Raw genomic sequence first — 19,454 nt, forward strand, 5'->3', positions numbered from 1 at the left:
TACTCTCAGACTAAATTTCTATATAAAAATACTTTCCTATTAAAATATTTACATTTTCAAAAGGTTTAAAAATAGAATTTTCTGAATTTATTTGAAATAAAAAATTATCCAATATATACTTATTTACAACAAAGGGGAGGTTATACAATATGAAAAACAATATTTATGGTAATGTACCATGCTTTTTAAATAGTAAAAATCTCACATCTACAGATAATTTAGATACAGATGTCATAATTTATGGTGCGCCTTTTGAAGGTGAAAGCACTTGGGGTGACTATACTGGCGTTGAATTAGGTCCAAAGCAAATTAGAGTTTGCTCAGCACGTTACAGTCAATATTTACCAGAATTAAACCATATTGATATTAGTGAACATTTAACAATGGGCGATGTAGGTGATGTGCCTTTTGTTGCGCACAATAATCAACAAAGCTACGAAAACATTGAAAAATTCACTAAAAAACTATGGGAAAGCGAGAAATTTTTAGTTGGTTTTGGTGGTGAACATGGTGTCACTTACCCTATTCTGAAGTCACTGGCGGAAACGGGTAAAAAAGTGGGCATTATACATTTGGATGCGCATTATGATAACATGCCCGATTATGAAGGAGAACCCTACGCACGTAACACTCCATTCATGAGACTATATGAAACAGATGGTATACGTAATGAAAGTATCATTCATACAGGTATTCATGGTCCTAGAAACAAACCAGAAACAGGCCGTTACGCTCAAGAAGCTGGTGCAGTAACACTTACGATCAATGATATTAGAGCTGCTAAGGATTTAAAACAATATGCTAGAGATATTTATGCACAGGCGAGTAAAGATGTAGATGTCGTGTATTTAACAATATGTAGTGATGTACTAGACTTTGCCTTTAATCCAGGCGGGCCAGTAGATGGCAATGGACTAAGTTCTTATGAGCTATTAACAATGATATATGAATTTGGTGCATTAGGCTTATGCGGTATGGATTATGTTGAAGTTTACCCAATGCAAGACGCTAACCAAAACTCTGCCCATTTCGTTTCAACAGCTGTATTATATGTACTTGCGGGCCATGCGAATTATTTAAATAACACAAAATAAATGAGGGGTGATGACATTGGTCAAAAATGTAAGGAAGATTATTAAATCTCTCGGTCCTGGTATGATTATCACCGCTTCATTTATAGGTCCCGGAACCGTTACAACGATGACACAAGGTGGTGCGGGGTTTGGTTATAGCCTGTTATGGGCTGTTGTTTTCTCAATTGTTGCAACCATCGTGCTCCAAGAAATGATTATTCGACTATCTCTTGTAACAAGAGAAGGTTTAGGCGAAGCGATACAAGAATTATTCGCTCATAAAGTAGGAAAACTAATCATTGTATGGTTTACATTAATAGCTGTAACCATTGGTTGTGCCGCTTACATCAGTGGCGATTTAATTGGAACTTCACTTGGTGCAGCATATCTATTAAATTTACCAGAAAACCTAGTAGCACCTATCATCGGCTTTATTATTTTACTCATTGGGTTATTTGGTAATTATAAATTTTTAGAAAAAATAATGATTTTCCTGATGGTCATCATGGGCATTATCTTTATTACAACTATGATCGTCATTAAGCCTGATATTTTTGGTATTTTAAAAGGTGTATTTGTACCTACAATTCCGAACGGTTCTATAATAACTGTCATAGCATTAATCGGAACGACTGTAGTTCCTTATAATTTCTTCATCCATTCCACAGCGGTACACGAACGTTTTAATGGTATAAAAGAACTCAAGTTTGCGCGTTGGGATACTATTATTTCGATTACTGTTGGTGGTATCATTTCAGCAGCTATTCTTATTGCTGCTGCCACATTAATTCGTGGTGATGAAGTCAAAAGTATTATTCAACTTTCTGGTCCACTCAAACCTGTTTTAGGCGATGCCGCTCCCTTTGCAATTAGCATCGGTTTGTTTGCAGCAGGGCTTTCATCTGCTATTGCTTCCCCTACTGGAGCGGCAGCTACAATAAGCAGCTTATTAGGGTGGAAAGGTGGCATGGAAAGCAAAAAATACAAGATTGTCTTTGCAGTCATTATCCTTATTGGTATTACAACATCCTCACTCGGATTTGAACCATTAGAAGTATTATTAGTGGCACAAGCCTTAAATGGTATTATTTTACCCATCGTTGCTATATTAATTTTTATTATCATCAACAAGAAAAATCTAATGGGCCGTTTTGTCAATAATATTTGGCTTAATATTATCGGTTTTGTTGTCGTTTTAATCGTTACTTTCTTAGGTCTTTATAGTCTAGTTGACGCAATTACTAGCTTTCTATCTTAAATAAAAAAGACGTATAGCCCAATTATATACAAAATTGGTTACTATACGTCTTTTATTTATGTTTTTAGTGATTACATTAAACGTTTTTCACTAAATTTATTATAAACCCATCTAACTAATAGCGCAGCACTGATAAACAGGCCGATATAACCGAATGTTTTAAACACGAAATTCACTAGATCGACAAAGCCAATAAAACTTAAGATAAACGCCACAATTAAAGAAATTGTTAAAAGTGCAACATATCCTTTACTACTTGGTCGTGTAAATCTGCTTAAAAATGGATACAACATACCGATACAGCTATTGAAAATAACACCAATCATCACCGCTGACATAAATACACCTATATAAGGATGTATATCATTTGCCAATAATAATGTAGGAATATCTACACTATTGGCGTTGTGGATATTAGCCATTAATCCACACGTCATAATTAATAACAATATACTAAAAGATAGGCCACCATAAAATGCTCCCCTGCGTGCTGTTTTATGACTCATAGCATCACTACCAACGATGGTTAGGAAGCTAAAGCTATTGCCAATGATTAATCCTCCATAAACAATCGCATCCCACCACCATATGGAACTAGATGTTTTAGATGGTTTTGTGTAATGTTCTACCTCTGAAAATGGAATTGTAGGATTGATAATATTATAGCCCGCAATCACTAAAACTGCGATGACTAAAAATGGTGTCACTACACTTAGTATTGTCATGATTTTATTAAATCTAAGTTGTAGCACAATAAAAAGCAAAATTACAATTGCTAATGAACCTGTCCACATTGGAAGCCCAAATCCTTGATAAAGTGCAGAGCCGCCGCCTGCAATCATAACAACAGTTAAGCCAAATAAAAAGAAAATAGTTAAATAATCAATAATCTTACCTACATACTTTCCGAAAATATGGTTCAATGAAATTTCATATGTATTCGCATCCAAGCGATAACCCATTTTTGAAATTTGCCTAGTCGCAAACGTTACAATAATACCTGTAAGAATCACTGCAATATATGCATAATTTCCATGGTTAACAAAGAATTGTAAAAGTTCTTGGCCAGTTGTAAATCCTGCGCCAACTATAAAACTAAGATAAGCGAGCGCAGTCTTAACTGCTGCCTTATTATCTTTACTCATTGATCATACATCCCCTTCGAAGTTAGTTACTATGTACTATGAAAAATCATAAAATATAGTACACCAAAAAATAAACGGACTAATAAAACACGAGTTAAATTAGTCCATAAATATTAAAATGATTTTTTATAATTAATCAATAACTTAATGGTAACAAATATAAATTACTAATCAAGCTAGTAACTAATTTGAAGTTGCTATATTTGATTAATTATTTAAAAATAACTTTTCAAAATCAATAATTGATTTTTCTCGGAATGGGTCAAAATCAAAAGTTTTCGATTTATAGTTGGTTTTCACATGCTTATTCAAACCATCAACTAGGCCTTCTTTACTATTAGGAATGATAATGGCCTGTTCATCTTTTAAGTATTGAATTGTTTCTGGAATATCAACTGTAATCACATCAGTATCAAGTGCTAAAGCTTCATATACAACAAGACCAAGCCCCTCATAATTAGAGGACAAAACAAACGCATTGCATTTTTTTATTAAAGGATATGGATTATTCGTTCCACCTAAAATAACTATATTATCTTTAGCAATAGAATTTCGAACTCTATTTATTGTTTGTGACTTCAATGGACCATGTGGGCACACTAAAATTAAAAATACATCTTTATTATTTTGATAAATTTCATCAAATGCATCAATTAATTTATCATGTCCTTTTTGGTAATCGTACCTTCCTATATTTATATATACTTTGATATTTTTATCAAAAATTGCATTTAACATTTTAATTTTAGATATTCTAAAATGACTATAAAAATCAAATATAGGATTTCTAGACTTTTGATTAATGGACATCAAAACACTATTGTTTAAATAATTTTCGATTTCATCGAAATGTTCGACGAATAATGAATTATATTTATATGAAAAATCTTTTTCTCTTTTTAAAATTTGATAACTGTCTCTTATTAATTTTGTATGCTCATTTATATTTTTTGTTTCTTTTTATTTATTTTTTATCGACTATATATTTAAATATTAATTATTTTTTATTAAATATATATTCCCTTCGTAAAAGTATTTCTTAAAGCAGAATGGTTAGTACTTAATAAATCAAACAAAAAAATCAACACTTTCATCCTTATAACAATGAAAGTGTTGATTTTTATTTGATTTATTTTATTTAATTTATACGCCAGAATATGATGAGAAGCCACCATCTACTGGAACCACAATACCTGTTACAAAACCGCTCATATCATGGTCCATTAACCAATACAATGTACCTAAAATATCTTCAGGTACACCAAAACGATCCATTGGCGTTTGTGAAAGAATTTTTTGAGCACGTTCTGAATAAGAACCGTCTTCATTTCTTAGCAATGCCTTATTTTGATTTGTTTCGAAAAATCCTGGTGCAATTGCATTAACACGAATTTGCCCTGCAAAATAAGTGCTCAACCATTGAGTAAAGTTACTTACTGAAGCTTTTGCACCGCTGTAGGCTGGAATTTTTGTCAACGGCGTAAAGGCGTTCATAGATGAAATATTGATAATTGTTCCTGTTTCAGATGCCACAACATCTTTGCCGAATACTTGTGATGGTAAAAATGTTCCAGTATAGTTTAATTTAAATACATTATCTACACCTTCTTCTGTGAGATCAAAGAACGTTTTGTCGCCTGCTTTATCGTACATTTCATCATTCGTTGTCGCATCAGGATGATTACCACCGGCACCATTGATAAGTATTGTAATTGCACCAAATTTATCATTGAATGTTTGTTTCGCTTGCTCTAAAGCTGATTTATCTAGCACATCTGCAACGAGCGCTACAGTTTGTTGTCTATTTTTATCAATTTCATCTTGTAATTCTATAATTTTGTCTTCTGAACGACCTAATATACCTACATTAGCACCTTTTTCTACAAGTGCTTTGACAAAAGTAGAACCAATCACACCTGTCGCACCTGTAATAACGACATTAACATCTTTGAATTGTGTTGCCATTATTTACTCACTCCTTCTATTAAGCCATTAATATAAGTTGCACCTAAAGCTCTATCAAACAAGCCATAACCAGCTTTACCTGTTTCTCCCCAGATCATACGTCCATGGTCAGGTCTGATAGTCCCTTTGTAATCTATATCTCTCAGTGCTTCAGTAACAGCTTTCATATCTACTGAGCCATCTTTAGATAAGTGGCCTGTTTCTATAAATGAATTATCACCAATACGTTTAACATTGCGCATGTGTACAAAATGAATGTGATCACCAAATGTACGAATCATATTCGGTAAATCGTTTTCTGCTAATGAACCTAATGAACCAGTACAGAAACAAATACCATTATGTGTATCATTACTAATAGCTAATAAACGTTCGTAGCTTTCTTTGTTTTTAATGATACGTGGTATGCCAAATATCGGCCAAGGTGGATCGTCCGGATGTATCGCCAGATCCACATCATGTTCGATAGCAGTTGGTAACACAGCATCTAAGAAGTATTTCAGATTGTCCCATAATTGTTCATCTGAGGTTTCACGATAGGATGTAATCAGTTGATTCATCTCTTCACGCGAGTAACTTTCATCCCAACCTGGTAGATTTAAATTCGTCGTTAGTGGATCAATATCTTTAATTTGATCATGGTTATAAATCAGTGTATTGGAACCATCTGACAAGTCATAGTCTAATTGTGAACGTGTCCAATCAAATACCGGCATAAAGTTATAAGTTACTGTTTTAACACCATTTTCTGCGAGATTAATCAATGAAGTTTTATAGTTTTCAATGAGTTGATCGCGTTTCTCTGTACCAAGCTTTATTTCCTCACTGACAGGTAAACTTTCTACAACTTCAAATTTCAAACCTGCATCTTCAATTGACTGTTTTAATGCTGCAATTCTTTCTTTAGTCCAAACTTCTCCAACTGGAATGTCATAAATTGCTGTAACAATTTGTTTCATATCTGGAATTTGTCTAATATTATTTAATGTTACTGGGTCATCTTCCCCATACCAACGAAATGATAATTCCATGGTTATACCTCCTCAACGCCTTCTATTTTGAATAATTTTACTGCATTGTTATAACAAATATCTTTCACTATTTGAGTGATAGTTTCTTCTGATAATTGAATCTCACCTTTTTCAATTCTATCTCCTAAGAAATTACATAATATTCTTCTAAAGTACTCATGACGTGTATACGAAATCATACTACGTGAATCTGTGAGCATGCCTACAAATTTAGATAATAAACCGACATTAGCATACTCTACTAAATGTTGTTCCATACCTTCTTTTGTATCGTTAAACCACCATGCAGCACCGAGTTGGACTTTGTGATGACTATTTGTAAAGTTCCCTGCAGTTGCTTGTACCATTAAATGATCATTGCCATTATTGGGGTAAATGATGGTATCTGATAACGCATGATTTTGCTCAAGATGATCTAGCAATGCATTTAATTTTTTAGCACTCAACTGTTCACCTACACTATCAAAACCACTGTCTGGTCCTGTAATTTTAAACATGTTTGAGTTATTATTTCTTGTTGGTCCAAGGTGGAATTGTACAACCCAACCTAATTCTTCATAAACTTTACTAATTTCAGTTAATATATAACCTGCTAATTCATATTGTTCAGTTTCTGTTACTTGTTCGCCACGCTTGAGCGCATTATAAATTTCAGTTGCTGTGTCAACCGTTGCTGTTACTAAAGGTGTCTTTTCAAAACTTTGGTCTGAACTGCGCGCACCTTGTCTATCAAAATAATGTACACGTGCTTTTAATGCATCAATATAAGTATTTAAATCTTGGATGTCGCAATCAGTCGCTTGATTCAATTGGTCAATTTTTGTATTGATAGATTCATGATTTAAGAAAACGTAACTATCCGGTCTAAATGTAGGTATAACTTTAAATGTAACGTTGCTATCTTCGTTTAATAACTTATGATACTTTAAGTCATCACATGGATCATCTGTCGTACATACCACCTTAACATTACTTTGCTTAATTAGATTTTGTGGTGTATGTGAAGGTTTTGCTAACTTTTTATTTAATGATTTATATAATTTACTGATATTCACTTTATCTAAATCTGTATCCTCATTAAAATAGCGTTTTAATTCTAATGCACACCAATGATACATCGGATTTACAATCGCATACGGTAACATATGCATAAATGCTTGGAATTTATCAAAATCATCAACACTGCCTGTAATAAAAGCTTCCTCAATGCCATAAGCTCTCATTAAACGCCATTTATAATGATCTCCACCTAGCCATAACTGTGTAATATTGTCATAATTTTTATTTTCGTAAATTTCTTTTGGATCTAAGTGACAATGAAAATCATAAATCGGTAAATCTTTAACTTTCTGGTATAGTTTTACTGCTGTTTTACTATTTAATAAAAAATTGTCATTAATTAAAGTCATATAATTGCTCCTTTTCTATAATCCTAATAATTTTGGAAGGAATAATGATAATTGTGGTATAAAAGTAATGATTAGCATTAAAATAATTAAAGCTACAAAATATGGAATTAAATATTTAAATACTGATTCAACACGTACACCGCCTACACTTGCTCCTACAAACAACGCACTACCAACTGGTGGTGTGATATTACCAATACATAAGTTAAAAGCGATAATGATACCAAAATGAATGGGATCAAGACCTAATACTTCTGAAATCGGTAAAAAGATTGGTGTAAATATAAGTACTGCTGGTGTAATGTCCATAAAAGTACCAATGACTAATAAGATAACGTTGATTAATAATAACAGTGCAATTGGATTGTCAGTCATTGAGATAATGCCATTGGATATTGCTTCCGGTAAGCCGGTATAACTCATCACAAGTGAAAATAACGCCGAAGCGGTGATTAGAAATAAAATCATACCGCTAATTTCAGCTGTTTCTTTGATAACGTTGGATAATTGTTTGATTTTTAAGCTTTTATAAATTAGCGAAAGTACTACAGAATATAAAACTGCGACCGCTGCACCTTCTGTTGCTGTAAAGATTCCTCCGACAATACCACCAATCACTACTACTATTAAAAATAAACTCGGTAATGCATCCAATGTTAAGAATAATCTATCTTTCCAACTAATTTTCTCTGATACTTTATAACCTTGTTTTTTCGCCATGACATAAGCAACAATCATACAAGCAATACCCCATAGAATTCCTGGAATATAACCCGCGATAAATAACGCTGCAATGGATGTCCCGCCGCTGACTAATGAATAAACAATCAATAGTGAACTCGGTGGGATAAGTAAACCTGAAGGTGCTGAAGCGATATTTGCTGCTGCTGAATATTCTTTTTTATAACCTTGCGCTTTTTCCATTGGTCCCATGATACGACCCATGGCAGCAGCTGCTGCAACACTAGAACCAGAAATGGAACCAAAAAGCATATTCCCAACAATGTTGGTATGCGCTAATGATCCTGGCAATCTGCCAACGAGTACCTTCGCAAAGTTAACTAATCTAAATGCAATGCCGCCGTTATTCATGATGATACCTGCTAGCACAAATAACGGAATCGCTAACATCGTAAAATCATCAATGCCCGTAACCATACGCTGTGCTGCAGTTACGATAGTGACATCGAATGGTAAGATCAATAATAGCGTAATAATAGAACTTAAAATAATCGCTAATGCAATCGGTAAGCCAATGATAAGAAAGATGAAGAAAGTGATGAATAATACTAATCCCGCAATCATTGTCATAAGCCATCACCGCCTTCAAGCTCATCACGCGCTTGAATTGTAGTCATTGTCTCTTTACTAAATAAATTATAAAATGCATAGAAAATAATAAATATTCCTGAAACTGGCAATGCACTATACATTGCAGCCATTGATAAACCTGTTGACGGCGCGATTTGAGACCAAGTTAACTTCACAACTTCAAAACCGCCCCAAATCATGAGCACGAGTGCCACGATAATTAATATAATGTCCGAAATCTTTTCCAAGTATAACTGTACTTTCTCAGGCAATTTTTCTCTGATAAATACAATGGCAATATGCTGTTTGATTCCAAAGACATAGCTTGCACTCAATAACCCAAACCATATCAACAAGAATCTAACAATTTCTTCACTCGTCGTACTCGGTGTGTTAAAAATAAAGCGTGTTGCAACTTGATAAACCGATAAAATAACCATAACAAAAAGCGTTATACCAGCTAGCGTTAACAACAATTTATCAATGATTTGCTTTGCTTTTTTCATAGCGCTGTTCCTCCTTCTCGATTAGTTTATAATCCGCTTTCGTATCCGGATTATTTTTAAATTCATCTTGAAGAGGTTTTGAAGTCGCTTTAAATGTAGATTTGTCTACATCGTGAAACTTCACGTCCATTTTTTCTGTCGCTGTTTTTTTAGCATCGCTCACTGCTTTATCCCAAATTACTTCATGTTTTTTTGTGGAATAATCTGCTGCATCTTCTAACCATTTTTGTTGTTGTTTCGTCAAGCTGTCATAGGTCTCTTTGTTCATGATTAAAATATCAGGTACGGTTGCATGTTCTGTGTAGTAATAATTTTTTGCAACTTCACCATGGTTATTCGTTGTTAAAGATGTTTCATTATTTTCTGCTGCATCAATAACACCTGATTGCATTGCAGTATACACTTCACCATAATCCATCGGTGTTGGCGTGCCACCTAACGATTTAATTAAATCTACACTTGTTTTGCCTGGCTGAACACGAATCTTCAAGCCTTTCAAATCTTTGTTGTCTTTGATTTCTTTGTCTTTCGTATAGATATTACGCATACCTGCATCATAATAAGTAATACCTAAAAATCCTTGGTCCCCTGTCGATTTAAAGAAAGCGTCTTGTACGTTTTTACGTTTCATTACGTGTCGATAATTTTCTTCTGACTCAAATAAATACGGCATATTAAATAATGAATACGTTGGCGAAAAACTTTCCAATGCCCCAGCCGAAACTTTAGTCATTTGAATTGCATTCGTCTGTGTCATTTCTATTGCTTCACGCTCACTACCGAGCTGACCATTCGGATAAATATTCACTTTTATTTGACCATGTGATTCTTTTTCTAATCTATCTTTAAAAATTTTTAAAGATTTATGGACAGGATGTTCCGTTGGCTGATTATGCGCTAACATGATCTCTTTTGTCTTTGTTTTAGCAATCGTCTCCTTATTTGTAAGCAACATCGATACCATCCCCATCGTAAAGAATGCGCTTACAAGAAGGAGTGTAAATTTCTTCATAAAGATTATACCCCTTATATTGCAATTTTTATCGTTTCAGTTCTCCAAAATGCGTTGATAAATTAAATACATCACTTTCTTGTACACTTAGTGCATCTTCATTTGTCGTATGTTGTAGAACAGAACATTTTGTTGCAAAATCTACTGTATCTTCTGGTTGCCATGCTTTATTCAATCCATGTAATACACCTGCCATAAATGCATCACCAGCACCGATTCTGTTTAAAACAGTGTAAGTATATGCTTGGCCTTCAATATATTTTTCTTTTGTCAGCATAATACCTTGTAATGTACTTTGTTCTATATTTCTATTACTTGAAGCCATCAAATCAATGTCGTATTCGGATTGAATTGTTTTTGCACATATCTGTATATCATCATCTAAATCATTAGTTTCAAGCAAATGTGTAGCATCTTTTTTTCCAAAAAATAGAACATCGACAAATGGTAAAATTGACTTTATTATTGGTACTGCTGTTTCTTTTGACCATAAGTTACTTCTAAAATTAATATCGAACACTATGTTAACGCCTTGTTGCTTTAGTTGCTTTAATACATCGACAATTTGATGACGAATCATTTTATTTACAGCTAACGTAATACCTGTAAATACAAAGAAATCTCCACTTTGAGCATTAATTTCTTCCATTACATCTTCACCATGATTCGCAAATGTTGAATGTTCGCGATCATAAATCACTTTGCCGCTACGAAATCCGAAACTCTCTTCCATATAATATGTACCAATTCGGCCATTATTATATTTCACTGAAGCAGTACCTACACGTGTTTGAAACATTTTTTGTAATGCTAAATGTCCTAGCGCGTGATTGGGTAATACCGTTAACATTTCAGTCGTATGTCCAAATTGTGCTAATGTCACAAGTGCGTTCAATTCTGCACCACCAACATTTACTTTAAACGTATTGGCATCTTTCAACTGTTCATAATTTGGTGGCGTGTAACGTAATAATACTTCACCAAAACCATAGACCGTCATTGTTATACCTCACTTTTTATTTCTGAAATATATCTTTCTAAAGCATCTTTTCCTTCTTGTTGATAAATTTTTGTTATTTCGCTTCCAATGCCAACTGCAAAACTTCCAGCATCTAACCATGCTTTATGGTTTTCTTTACCAACGCCACCTGTAGGCACAATTTCAATTTGTGGTAATGGCCCTTTGAAATCTTTAATTGACTTAGGTGTGAATTGCGTCGCTGGGAATAATTTAAGGACTTTGCAACCATAACGTAATGATTCAACCATTTCTTTAACAGTCATACAGCCCGGAATATATGGCACATCATATAAGTTAGCGATTTTCGCTGTTTCTTTATCAAAAGATGGACTAACGATAAATTTCGCACCATTTAAAATGGCAGTACGTGCAGAAATACTGTCTAACACTGTTCCTGCACCAATCAATGCGTCGTCTCTTTTTGATAATTCAGCTATAATTTCTATAGCGTTCGGCGTTGTTAAAGTAACCTCAATTGTGTGTAGGCCTTTATCAATAATGGTATGTGCAATATCTAAAAAAGATTTTGCATCTTCAGTTCGCATGACAGCAATGTGTTTGCCTTGTTGAATCTCTTTCATTGTATTCATTGAATCCATGTCTTCAACCCCTCAAAAATGATATCAATTACAATACCCTTCAAAATAACAACGTTGTTATTTTTGTACAAAAAAATATTGTAATGCTTATCTCTATGGTATAATTAATTTGCATTTAAATCAATCAATTTCAAGGAGAAATTTTATGGCTGTAACTTTAAAAGATGTTGCTGAAGCCTGTGGTGTCAGCTATTCCACAGTTAGTAAAGCACTTAAAAATTCTCATCTCGTAAAACCAAAAACCAAAAATTTAATTCAACAAAAAGCTTTAGAAATGAATTATATACCTAATCATTCTGCTAGAGCACTTGTTTCAAAGAAAAGTGGCACAATTGGATTAATCTGGCCTTCTGTAGATCGTGTAGCGGTTACACACCTTATTTCAGAAATCAATCACGCCATCAAAGATTTAGGTTATGTCATGTTTGTGTCGATAGACGATGTCGCTGCCGCTTCGAAAAAATTTGTTGAATTCGGTTGTGATGGTATCGTCATTTTTGATGAAGGTGACGCAACAAACTTATCTCCAGAAATTTATAACAATGTCCCAGTCGTTGCCTATGGTGTCGATCGTGACATCCCTTATCCGATTATAAACGTAAACCATTCAGAAGCGATGATCATGGCAATTGAAGCATTGGTCGATCAGGACATTGATCACATTGATTATATTGGTGATATACATACAAATGATACACGTCAAATCGCAAAAAAAGAAGCGATTGCTCAATATTGTGACAAACACAAGATAAATTATCGTATCATTGATTCTACAAGTTTGAATGCAATTGAAACGGAATCTGCCGTTAAACAATTTTTACAAACACACGCACTTGCACCAGGCGTGATTTGTGGCAGCTATGATATAACAGTCGGTACAATAAATGCACTAGGACCACAAGATCACCCTATCTTGTATTCTTATGACAATATCCCTCAAATTAAAAAATTAGATTACCCAGTCAACGCGATTGGCGTTCCAACCGCTGAAATTGCTCAAACGATTGTAGCAACTTTAGATAAAGTTATTAAAGATGAAGCAACTGAGTCGGCCTATCATCTTCACCCTAAAATACAAAAAAACATTTAAAATAAACATGCCCAAACCTATTGCTAAGGTTTGGGCATGTTTATATGTTTGTTTGATGTTTGACAAGAGGGTCGTTTATTAAACTGTACTGATTTAGAAGATAAGCTTAGTTTTTAAATATCATTGCTCAATAATATAATAATGAATAAGAATAGGGTGTCCTTATTTTAGTGAATGAATGGGGAGAGTTATTATATTAGTTAAATTCTATATAAATTTGTTATGAGCTTTAAATTATGAAACGCTTATATAGTTAATATTTTGGCGCTAGGGATTATCATAAATGTTTTAACTTTTATTCTTCTATTAATCATCAGTACTTACTACCTCTATATGTCTATTATATTACGCACTGAAATATGATTAAAATACATAGTTGGAATATATAACATTCTGTTATGGAATACATTTTTCATAAACTATAATCGCTTTGTTAAGCATCATTATCTAGTATCTTTTAAAAATTTAATCCATTCGTGAGTTACATAATTCATATAGCTATCTTTTTTCCAAATAACTCCCAAATTCCATGACACATCTGCACCTGAAATTTCTATACCCACAAGGTCTTCATTTAAAATATTTACGATACTTTCTGGTAATATACTCACACCGATGCCATCTCGAATCATATTTTCAATAAAAGTAATTTGAGACATTTTAGCAACCGTTTTTGGATGAAAACCAACTTTTCTACAACTTTCAATAATTTGATCTTTTAAATAGTAATCATCATGAAACATAATAAAACGTTCATTTTTCAAATCACCTAGATAGACTGGTCCTTGTTTCGCAAGCATCGCATCTTTGTTTACGACTAGCAATAACTTTTCATTATATAGTGGGATAGCATGGTAGATATCATTATCTACAGGTAACGTAGTAATGCCTACATCAATTTCATCATTATTTAAATAAGACTCTACAGCTTTGCCTCCACCTTCAATAACTTCGTATGTCACTTTTGGATATTTACTATGAAAATGATTTAAACTTTCTGTAAAAAGTCTCACGTTCATAATTGCTGATATACCAACTCTTATATGGCCTTTTTCTAAATTTGTTACATCTCCCATTTCTAATGATAAATCATCTAGCACCGCTAAAGCTTCCACGCATTTATCATAAAAAATCTGGCCGATATCCGTTAAAATAATATGCTTTTTTCTTCTATCAAATAAAGTGATATTAAATTCGTCTTCAATACTTTTAATATTTTTACTTATTGTAGATTGCGCAATATATAAATGCTCGGATGCTTGTGTCATCCCCCCATTTTTCACAACTTCTACAAAATATTTCATTTGCTTTATTTCCATGTTTAACCCCTCTGCACCAATCTAAGTTTCGCTTACTTGAATTTATTTTAATGACTTAATAGCTGTTTCTGCCGCTGTTTGAATAACTTTATCATCAGGTTTCGCATCTTTATCTGATTTTTTCGTGTAAATAGCAAGAATAATTGGCTTATTTTGCTTTTTTGGATATATAAAAGCTAAATCGTTTCGACTACCATAGGTTAAACCTTGACCACTTTTATCTCCTACAACATCATCCTTAGATACAGCTGCTTTTATTAACGTACCTCCAGTTTCATTATGAATCATTGTATGCTTTAGTAATTCAAGGTTAGCTTTGCTCATATTTTCACTCTGTAGAAGATGATTGAACGTTGTTGCAGCTCTTTTAGGTGTGGTTGTATCATCTGTACTTTGTGGATCATATAAATTTAAATCTGGTTCGAGTCTTTGTGGATTAGATATATGGTCTCCACGATGTATGAGTGCTTGTTGAAATTCTTTAATTCCACCTATTTCTTCGATGACTTTATTATTAGCTGTATTATCACTCTGCAACATAGAAGCTTTTATTAATGCTTTTAACGTCATTTGCTTGCCGATATATTTTTCAGTGACGGGTGAATAAGCGACAATGTCATCTTTGGATATCGCTATTTTTTTATTTAGTTCTGACGTTGGCGTGTTTTGTAATAATATACCACTTGAAATTGCTTTATATGTAGATGCAAATGCAAACCGTTCACCTGATCTGTGCTGTACCACTTTGCCATTAGCTGTATTGACACCATAAACCCCTACAATTGTATCATTATCTTGTTCTATTTGATCAAAACTTTTTGCATCAGCGACCTTTCCTGTCACTGTGAGTAAAAAAAGCCCAAACAAAACACTTAAATAGAATTTTTTCAAGTTTTCAATCCCCCTATTCACATTTGAAAGCAATACGCTATACTTACGTTTAACTATAATCATAAATATAACAAAACACAATTATCTTTATTACGCCTAACCATTAACGAGTAGAAATAATTGGGACTAAATATATACTTCAGTAACTATAAAATTTAAAAATACTGCAATTAAGCATTTCATCAACAAAATCTGCTACATTCACTCTTAATGAATACTTTATTTTATTGACTATACAACAGAATAGGCTGAGACATTTAATTTGCCCCAGCCAAAGCATACAATTTCAATTAAAGTAACTGTTGCTATAATCTCAAAAACGTGCGATTTCAAATCATCTCTGAGTTGAATCTTAACTTTATTAATACTATTTAAACTACTGACCGATTGTTATTTCCACCAAATTATCATTTTGATCAAAGAAAGCAGTATAAAAGCCATTATTTGTTTCATATTTCACATAAGTGCCATCTTTATTGCCTAATTTACCTTCTCCTATGATTTCATTTGAAGTATGAGCCTTCTTAAATGTTGACTTAGATACTGAATCAGGTTTTGTGAAGAAAGTAAGTTGCACCACTTCATTGTCACTATTAAATTCTACGCTTGTATCATAAATTTTCTTAGAATGATCAAATTCTTTCTTGGCATTAGTGTCAACTTTATAACCATCAATCGTAACATTGTCATATTTTAAAGCACGTACGAAGTTATAATCTTGTGTAAAAGTTGGATCATATGTTGTATAACCTTCGTAATTATACCAAGGTGTTGTTTGTGCTTGTGAACGAACACCATTTTCACTATTTGCACCGCTTGCGCCACCTTCACCGTGTCCCCACTTTTGGACTTGCTCTGCTGCTTGCGCTGTTGGACTACTCGTTGAGATATATGCTGCTGAAGAACCGACAACCAGTGTAGATACAACGACAGTTGCTGAAATTAACTTTCCAACTTTCCGCATAATAAATCACTCCTTATTTGTAGTCTTCCATATGCAAAGTGTAATTGTTTACTTTCATCATACACCTCTCCGTTTTATTTTCAAGTAATATTACACTTTTGTAAATATTAGTACAAATTATATATAAAAATACTTTATCGATATAGCTTTGATGTTATGTTAAACATTTGATTGTTCATATTAGAAAAGTGCTTGAGCTAAAACCATACTGCAATGTATTTTTAATTGGTATAGTAAACATAATAAATAATTTAAAAAGGATGGTTTATCATGATCTATATTTTACAAGTTGATTTTCCAATCGATGGTCCTTTTGGACAAGAGATGTCCAGACAATTCGCTGATTTAGCGAAATCTATAAATGGAGAACCAGGTTTTTTATGGAAAATTTGGACAGAAAATGCTGATGAAAAAGAAGCGGGTGGCATTTATGCATTTGATAGTTACAAAAATGCTAAAAATTATTTAAACATGCATAGTGAGCGCCTACAATCCATGGGTGTCCCAACTGTAAATGCTAAAATATTTGCTACAAATGACGCACTTACTAAAATCACACATGGACGATTAACATAACCGTATTGGGATGATAAAATACAACAAGCCTTTCAAATGTACACACATCTCGTGTGTTTTGAAAGGCTTTTTAGACATAGATTGAACGAAAAAATAAATATTTTTAAAAATAATAATTTTCCAAATCATTATTTATTCAGTTGTGACATGTCATTGATAAACGCTTGATAGGTGATTTCATTTTTAGATAACCTAGCCACAAGCATATACATTTGTTCATTTTTAGTAAATTCAGTTTTATATAAATCTTGTTCTCTTTCGCTCTCATTATCTAAAGGATTGACGACGTCCTTTGATTTTGAAAATGCATCATAATACCTAATCCCAAACAAGCGTTGTGAGAATCCATCTATATGAATACCATCTGGATTTGCCGTTAAGCCTTCTGCTGTAACAAAGTAACAATCATGTTGTTTCTGCGCGACGTTCTTGATACTGTTATTAATTTCTTGATACTCTGTAGCACTAGCGCCAAACCCTTCTTTTCCTAAAAACGTTCCTAACAATCCAATGACAAAAGTAAGTTTAGGCAATTCAAGTGCTTCTCTAAAATAATCAATGAGGTGTGATAATTTTGTTTCATATGTTTGAAATTTATTATTTTGACTATCACTTTCACCTTGATGCCATAAAACACCAATCAATTCAGACGTTTCCATAGCAAATCTCGCTTCACTTACAGCATGCCGCGTCAGCATACTTTCATCTGACCATTCTTCAATAGAAGTACCTCCATCAGCACATGGAATGAACCCTATTGTTTCATTTGGATGATCATCGAGCCATTGCTTTGCAAACGATGCAGCTGGTCCAATACCAGCGACAGAACGATCGCTATGTATCGGTTCTTCCATCATTTGCCATCTACCATTTCTAAGCATAAAAATACGTTCATCAATGATGGGATTTACACTATCTAAAAATCCTCTTCCTGCCATATTTGATTGACCAATTAGTAAGATTGATTTCATAACGTTGTTCCTTTCAATTTTTTAGTTTTTTAATTAACTGCTAGTAGCTATTTTTCAGTGAATATTTTAAATATATGTAAGCATATCATTTTTTTCTTAAACTTACCCAAATTTCATATTAGAAAGTGCTACGCTTTATATATAATTATTATAAAAATAAATTCATATAAACTTTACTTTTAATACTAATTATCATATTATGGAATGGATTTTGAGAGGAGTTTTTATTTTGGAGAGGAAAATGGAACTCACCTATGCTAGAGCGATATTTTGTATCGCAATAGTCATCGTCCATTGTTTAACCGGTTTAGTAAACGATTATCACATTTCACAATTTGAAAGATCATTTTATAGTTTTTTACAAGTTATTTTATTATTTGCAACACCTTGCTTTATTATTTTGTCCGAAACATTATTAGGTATGCGATATTCAACTAAAATTCCGCAAAATTTTTTACTTAAACGCATGAAATTTATTTTAATTCCTTATGCTATATTTGGTTTATTTATCACTTTCAGACTATTTCTTGGTGATAATTCAGATAAATCATTTTGGGAAATCTTTTTAAATATCGTAGTGGAAGGTAAATTTTTCGGATGGTTTGTACTTGTTATTTTTCAGTTTTATATATTACATCGCTTATTTTATAAATTATTGAGTAAAGCCAATCCTATTTTTGTACTTGTTGTTACCTTTATCATTAGTTTTGGACATTCTTATTTAATGTATTACAGTACTGCTTATCTTGAATTCTGGGATTTTTATCCTTTATTCAGTAGAACCATTATTTTATATTGGCTATTTTACTTTGTTGTTGGTTTCTACTTCGGTAAATATTATGATACTGTTATTCATTTTTTAAAGCGTCATTTAGTTTGGCTTCTATTGATTTGGCTATTGGCTTTATCCTATATGGCATTTAATTTTTCTTATTTAGACGTACATCTAAATGAGTCTAATCGATTTGATTTAGTCTTATTTTCTGCAATCAGTTTTGTATTTATCGTCTATTTATCTAAATTTTTAACTCGGTTTAATTTAGTATTTGTGTTTTTAATAAGCGAAATATCATTTTTCATATACTTAGCACACCAAATCATTGTAGATTTTATTTCTAGATCGCTAGCATCATTTGTTACATTCCCACCACTATTTTTAATCTTAAGTTCTATTTTCACACTTGGATTTTGTATTGGATTAGCGATAATACTATCTTTTATTCCATATATAAGAATTGTTGTAGGAAGAAATACACTACAGTCTATGGTTATCAATAATTATAAACATCATAGTTAAAGTGTAAAAGTTACTA

General features: G+C 32.8%; 19 protein-coding genes. 5 read left to right on the forward strand and 14 right to left on the reverse strand.

The features are described 5' to 3' along the window. The first annotated feature begins 149 nt into the window (after positions 1-149). A complete protein-coding gene (locus tag KA833_RS03690) occupies positions 150-1,094 on the forward strand; it encodes an agmatinase family protein (RefSeq protein WP_210127956.1) in 945 nt (314 codons plus the stop codon). A 61-nt stretch (positions 1,095-1,155) separates the two neighbouring features. After that, positions 1,156-2,331 (forward strand): Nramp family divalent metal transporter, encoded by a 1,176-nt coding sequence (locus KA833_RS03695; RefSeq protein ID WP_371090922.1) that lies wholly within the window; start codon positions 1,156-1,158, stop codon positions 2,329-2,331. A gap of 71 nt (positions 2,332-2,402) precedes the next feature. On the opposite strand, the gene KA833_RS03700 is transcribed toward KA833_RS03695, so the two are convergent. The 10 genes from KA833_RS03700 to eda all read right to left on the reverse strand — a co-directional run bounded on the left by KA833_RS03700 (position 2,403) and on the right by eda (position 12,330). Further along, the gene (locus tag KA833_RS03700) at positions 2,403-3,476 is read right to left on the reverse strand and encodes a YkvI family membrane protein (RefSeq protein ID WP_070657524.1); all 1,074 of its coding nucleotides are present in this window, start codon (positions 3,474-3,476) and stop codon (positions 2,403-2,405) included. Between the two features lie 207 nt (positions 3,477-3,683). Then, on the reverse strand, positions 3,684-4,214 hold the full coding sequence (locus tag KA833_RS03705) for a glycosyltransferase (protein ID WP_245336261.1): 531 nt from the start codon (positions 4,212-4,214) through the stop codon (positions 3,684-3,686). Positions 4,215-4,619: 405 nt separating this feature from the next. After that, entirely contained in the window at positions 4,620-5,441 is an 822-nt protein-coding gene (locus tag KA833_RS03710; RefSeq protein WP_046207234.1) for an SDR family oxidoreductase, read from the reverse strand. Further along, positions 5,441-6,472 carry a mannonate dehydratase gene (gene uxuA, locus KA833_RS03715; protein WP_046207233.1) on the reverse strand — a complete coding sequence of 344 codons (1,032 nt, stop codon included), beginning with the start codon at positions 6,470-6,472 and terminating at the stop codon, positions 5,441-5,443. The genes KA833_RS03710 and uxuA overlap by 1 nt, the downstream gene beginning before the upstream one ends. Before the next feature lie 2 nt (positions 6,473-6,474). Further along, positions 6,475-7,881, reverse strand: coding sequence for a glucuronate isomerase (gene uxaC / locus KA833_RS03720; RefSeq protein WP_040029914.1), 1,407 nt, complete (start codon positions 7,879-7,881; stop codon positions 6,475-6,477). A 15-nt stretch (positions 7,882-7,896) separates the two neighbouring features. After that, complete coding sequence (locus KA833_RS03725; RefSeq protein ID WP_046207232.1) at positions 7,897-9,192, reverse strand: TRAP transporter large permease; 1,296 nt, start codon at positions 9,190-9,192, stop codon at positions 7,897-7,899. After that, positions 9,189-9,698, reverse strand: a complete 510-nt coding sequence (locus KA833_RS03730; RefSeq protein WP_107360019.1) for a TRAP transporter small permease — start codon at positions 9,696-9,698, stop codon at positions 9,189-9,191. Before KA833_RS03730 ends, KA833_RS03725 begins: the two co-directional genes overlap by 4 nt. After that, positions 9,673-10,710 carry a TRAP transporter substrate-binding protein gene (locus KA833_RS03735; RefSeq protein ID WP_070657509.1) on the reverse strand — a complete coding sequence of 346 codons (1,038 nt, stop codon included), beginning with the start codon at positions 10,708-10,710 and terminating at the stop codon, positions 9,673-9,675. Before KA833_RS03735 ends, KA833_RS03730 begins: the two co-directional genes overlap by 26 nt. Before the next feature lie 28 nt (positions 10,711-10,738). Further along, positions 10,739-11,710, reverse strand: a complete 972-nt coding sequence (locus KA833_RS03740) for a sugar kinase (protein ID WP_070657506.1) — start codon at positions 11,708-11,710, stop codon at positions 10,739-10,741. A gap of 2 nt (positions 11,711-11,712) precedes the next feature. Continuing rightward, entirely contained in the window at positions 11,713-12,330 is a 618-nt protein-coding gene (gene eda, locus KA833_RS03745) for a bifunctional 4-hydroxy-2-oxoglutarate aldolase/2-dehydro-3-deoxy-phosphogluconate aldolase (protein WP_046207228.1), read from the reverse strand. Positions 12,331-12,475: 145 nt separating this feature from the next. Here eda and KA833_RS03750 point away from each other — a divergent pair, with 145 nt between their 5' ends. Next, positions 12,476-13,420 carry a LacI family DNA-binding transcriptional regulator gene (locus KA833_RS03750; RefSeq protein ID WP_064209878.1) on the forward strand — a complete coding sequence of 315 codons (945 nt, stop codon included), beginning with the start codon at positions 12,476-12,478 and terminating at the stop codon, positions 13,418-13,420. 443 nt (positions 13,421-13,863) lie between these two features. On the opposite strand, the gene cidR is transcribed toward KA833_RS03750, so the two are convergent. The 3 genes from cidR to isaB form a co-directional block, all read right to left on the reverse strand. Continuing rightward, a complete protein-coding gene (cidR, locus tag KA833_RS03755) occupies positions 13,864-14,739 on the reverse strand; it encodes a cidABC operon transcriptional activator CidR (RefSeq protein WP_040029908.1) in 876 nt (291 codons plus the stop codon). A gap of 42 nt (positions 14,740-14,781) precedes the next feature. Continuing rightward, a complete protein-coding gene (gene bla / locus KA833_RS03760; protein WP_245336262.1) occupies positions 14,782-15,630 on the reverse strand; it encodes a class A beta-lactamase in 849 nt (282 codons plus the stop codon). A 376-nt stretch (positions 15,631-16,006) separates the two neighbouring features. Continuing rightward, positions 16,007-16,594, reverse strand: a complete 588-nt coding sequence (isaB, locus tag KA833_RS03765; protein WP_046207225.1) for an immunodominant staphylococcal antigen IsaB family protein — start codon at positions 16,592-16,594, stop codon at positions 16,007-16,009. A 270-nt stretch (positions 16,595-16,864) separates the two neighbouring features. Here isaB and KA833_RS03770 point away from each other — a divergent pair, with 270 nt between their 5' ends. Further along, on the forward strand, positions 16,865-17,170 hold the full coding sequence (locus KA833_RS03770; protein ID WP_040029905.1) for a monooxygenase: 306 nt from the start codon (positions 16,865-16,867) through the stop codon (positions 17,168-17,170). A 128-nt stretch (positions 17,171-17,298) separates the two neighbouring features. Here KA833_RS03770 and KA833_RS03775 read toward each other — a convergent pair whose 3' ends face one another. After that, complete coding sequence (locus tag KA833_RS03775; RefSeq protein WP_210127952.1) at positions 17,299-18,141, reverse strand: sialate O-acetylesterase; 843 nt, start codon at positions 18,139-18,141, stop codon at positions 17,299-17,301. 229 nt (positions 18,142-18,370) lie between these two features. Here KA833_RS03775 and KA833_RS03780 point away from each other — a divergent pair, with 229 nt between their 5' ends. After that, positions 18,371-19,438: an acyltransferase family protein gene (locus tag KA833_RS03780; RefSeq protein WP_210127950.1), complete on the forward strand. Its 1,068-nt coding sequence runs from the start codon at positions 18,371-18,373 to the stop codon at positions 19,436-19,438. The last annotated feature ends 16 nt before the right edge of the window (positions 19,439-19,454 follow it).

It is taken from the genome of Staphylococcus sp. GDY8P67P (assembly GCF_017892545.1).
Lineage (GTDB): Bacteria > Bacillota > Bacilli > Staphylococcales > Staphylococcaceae > Staphylococcus > Staphylococcus ureilyticus.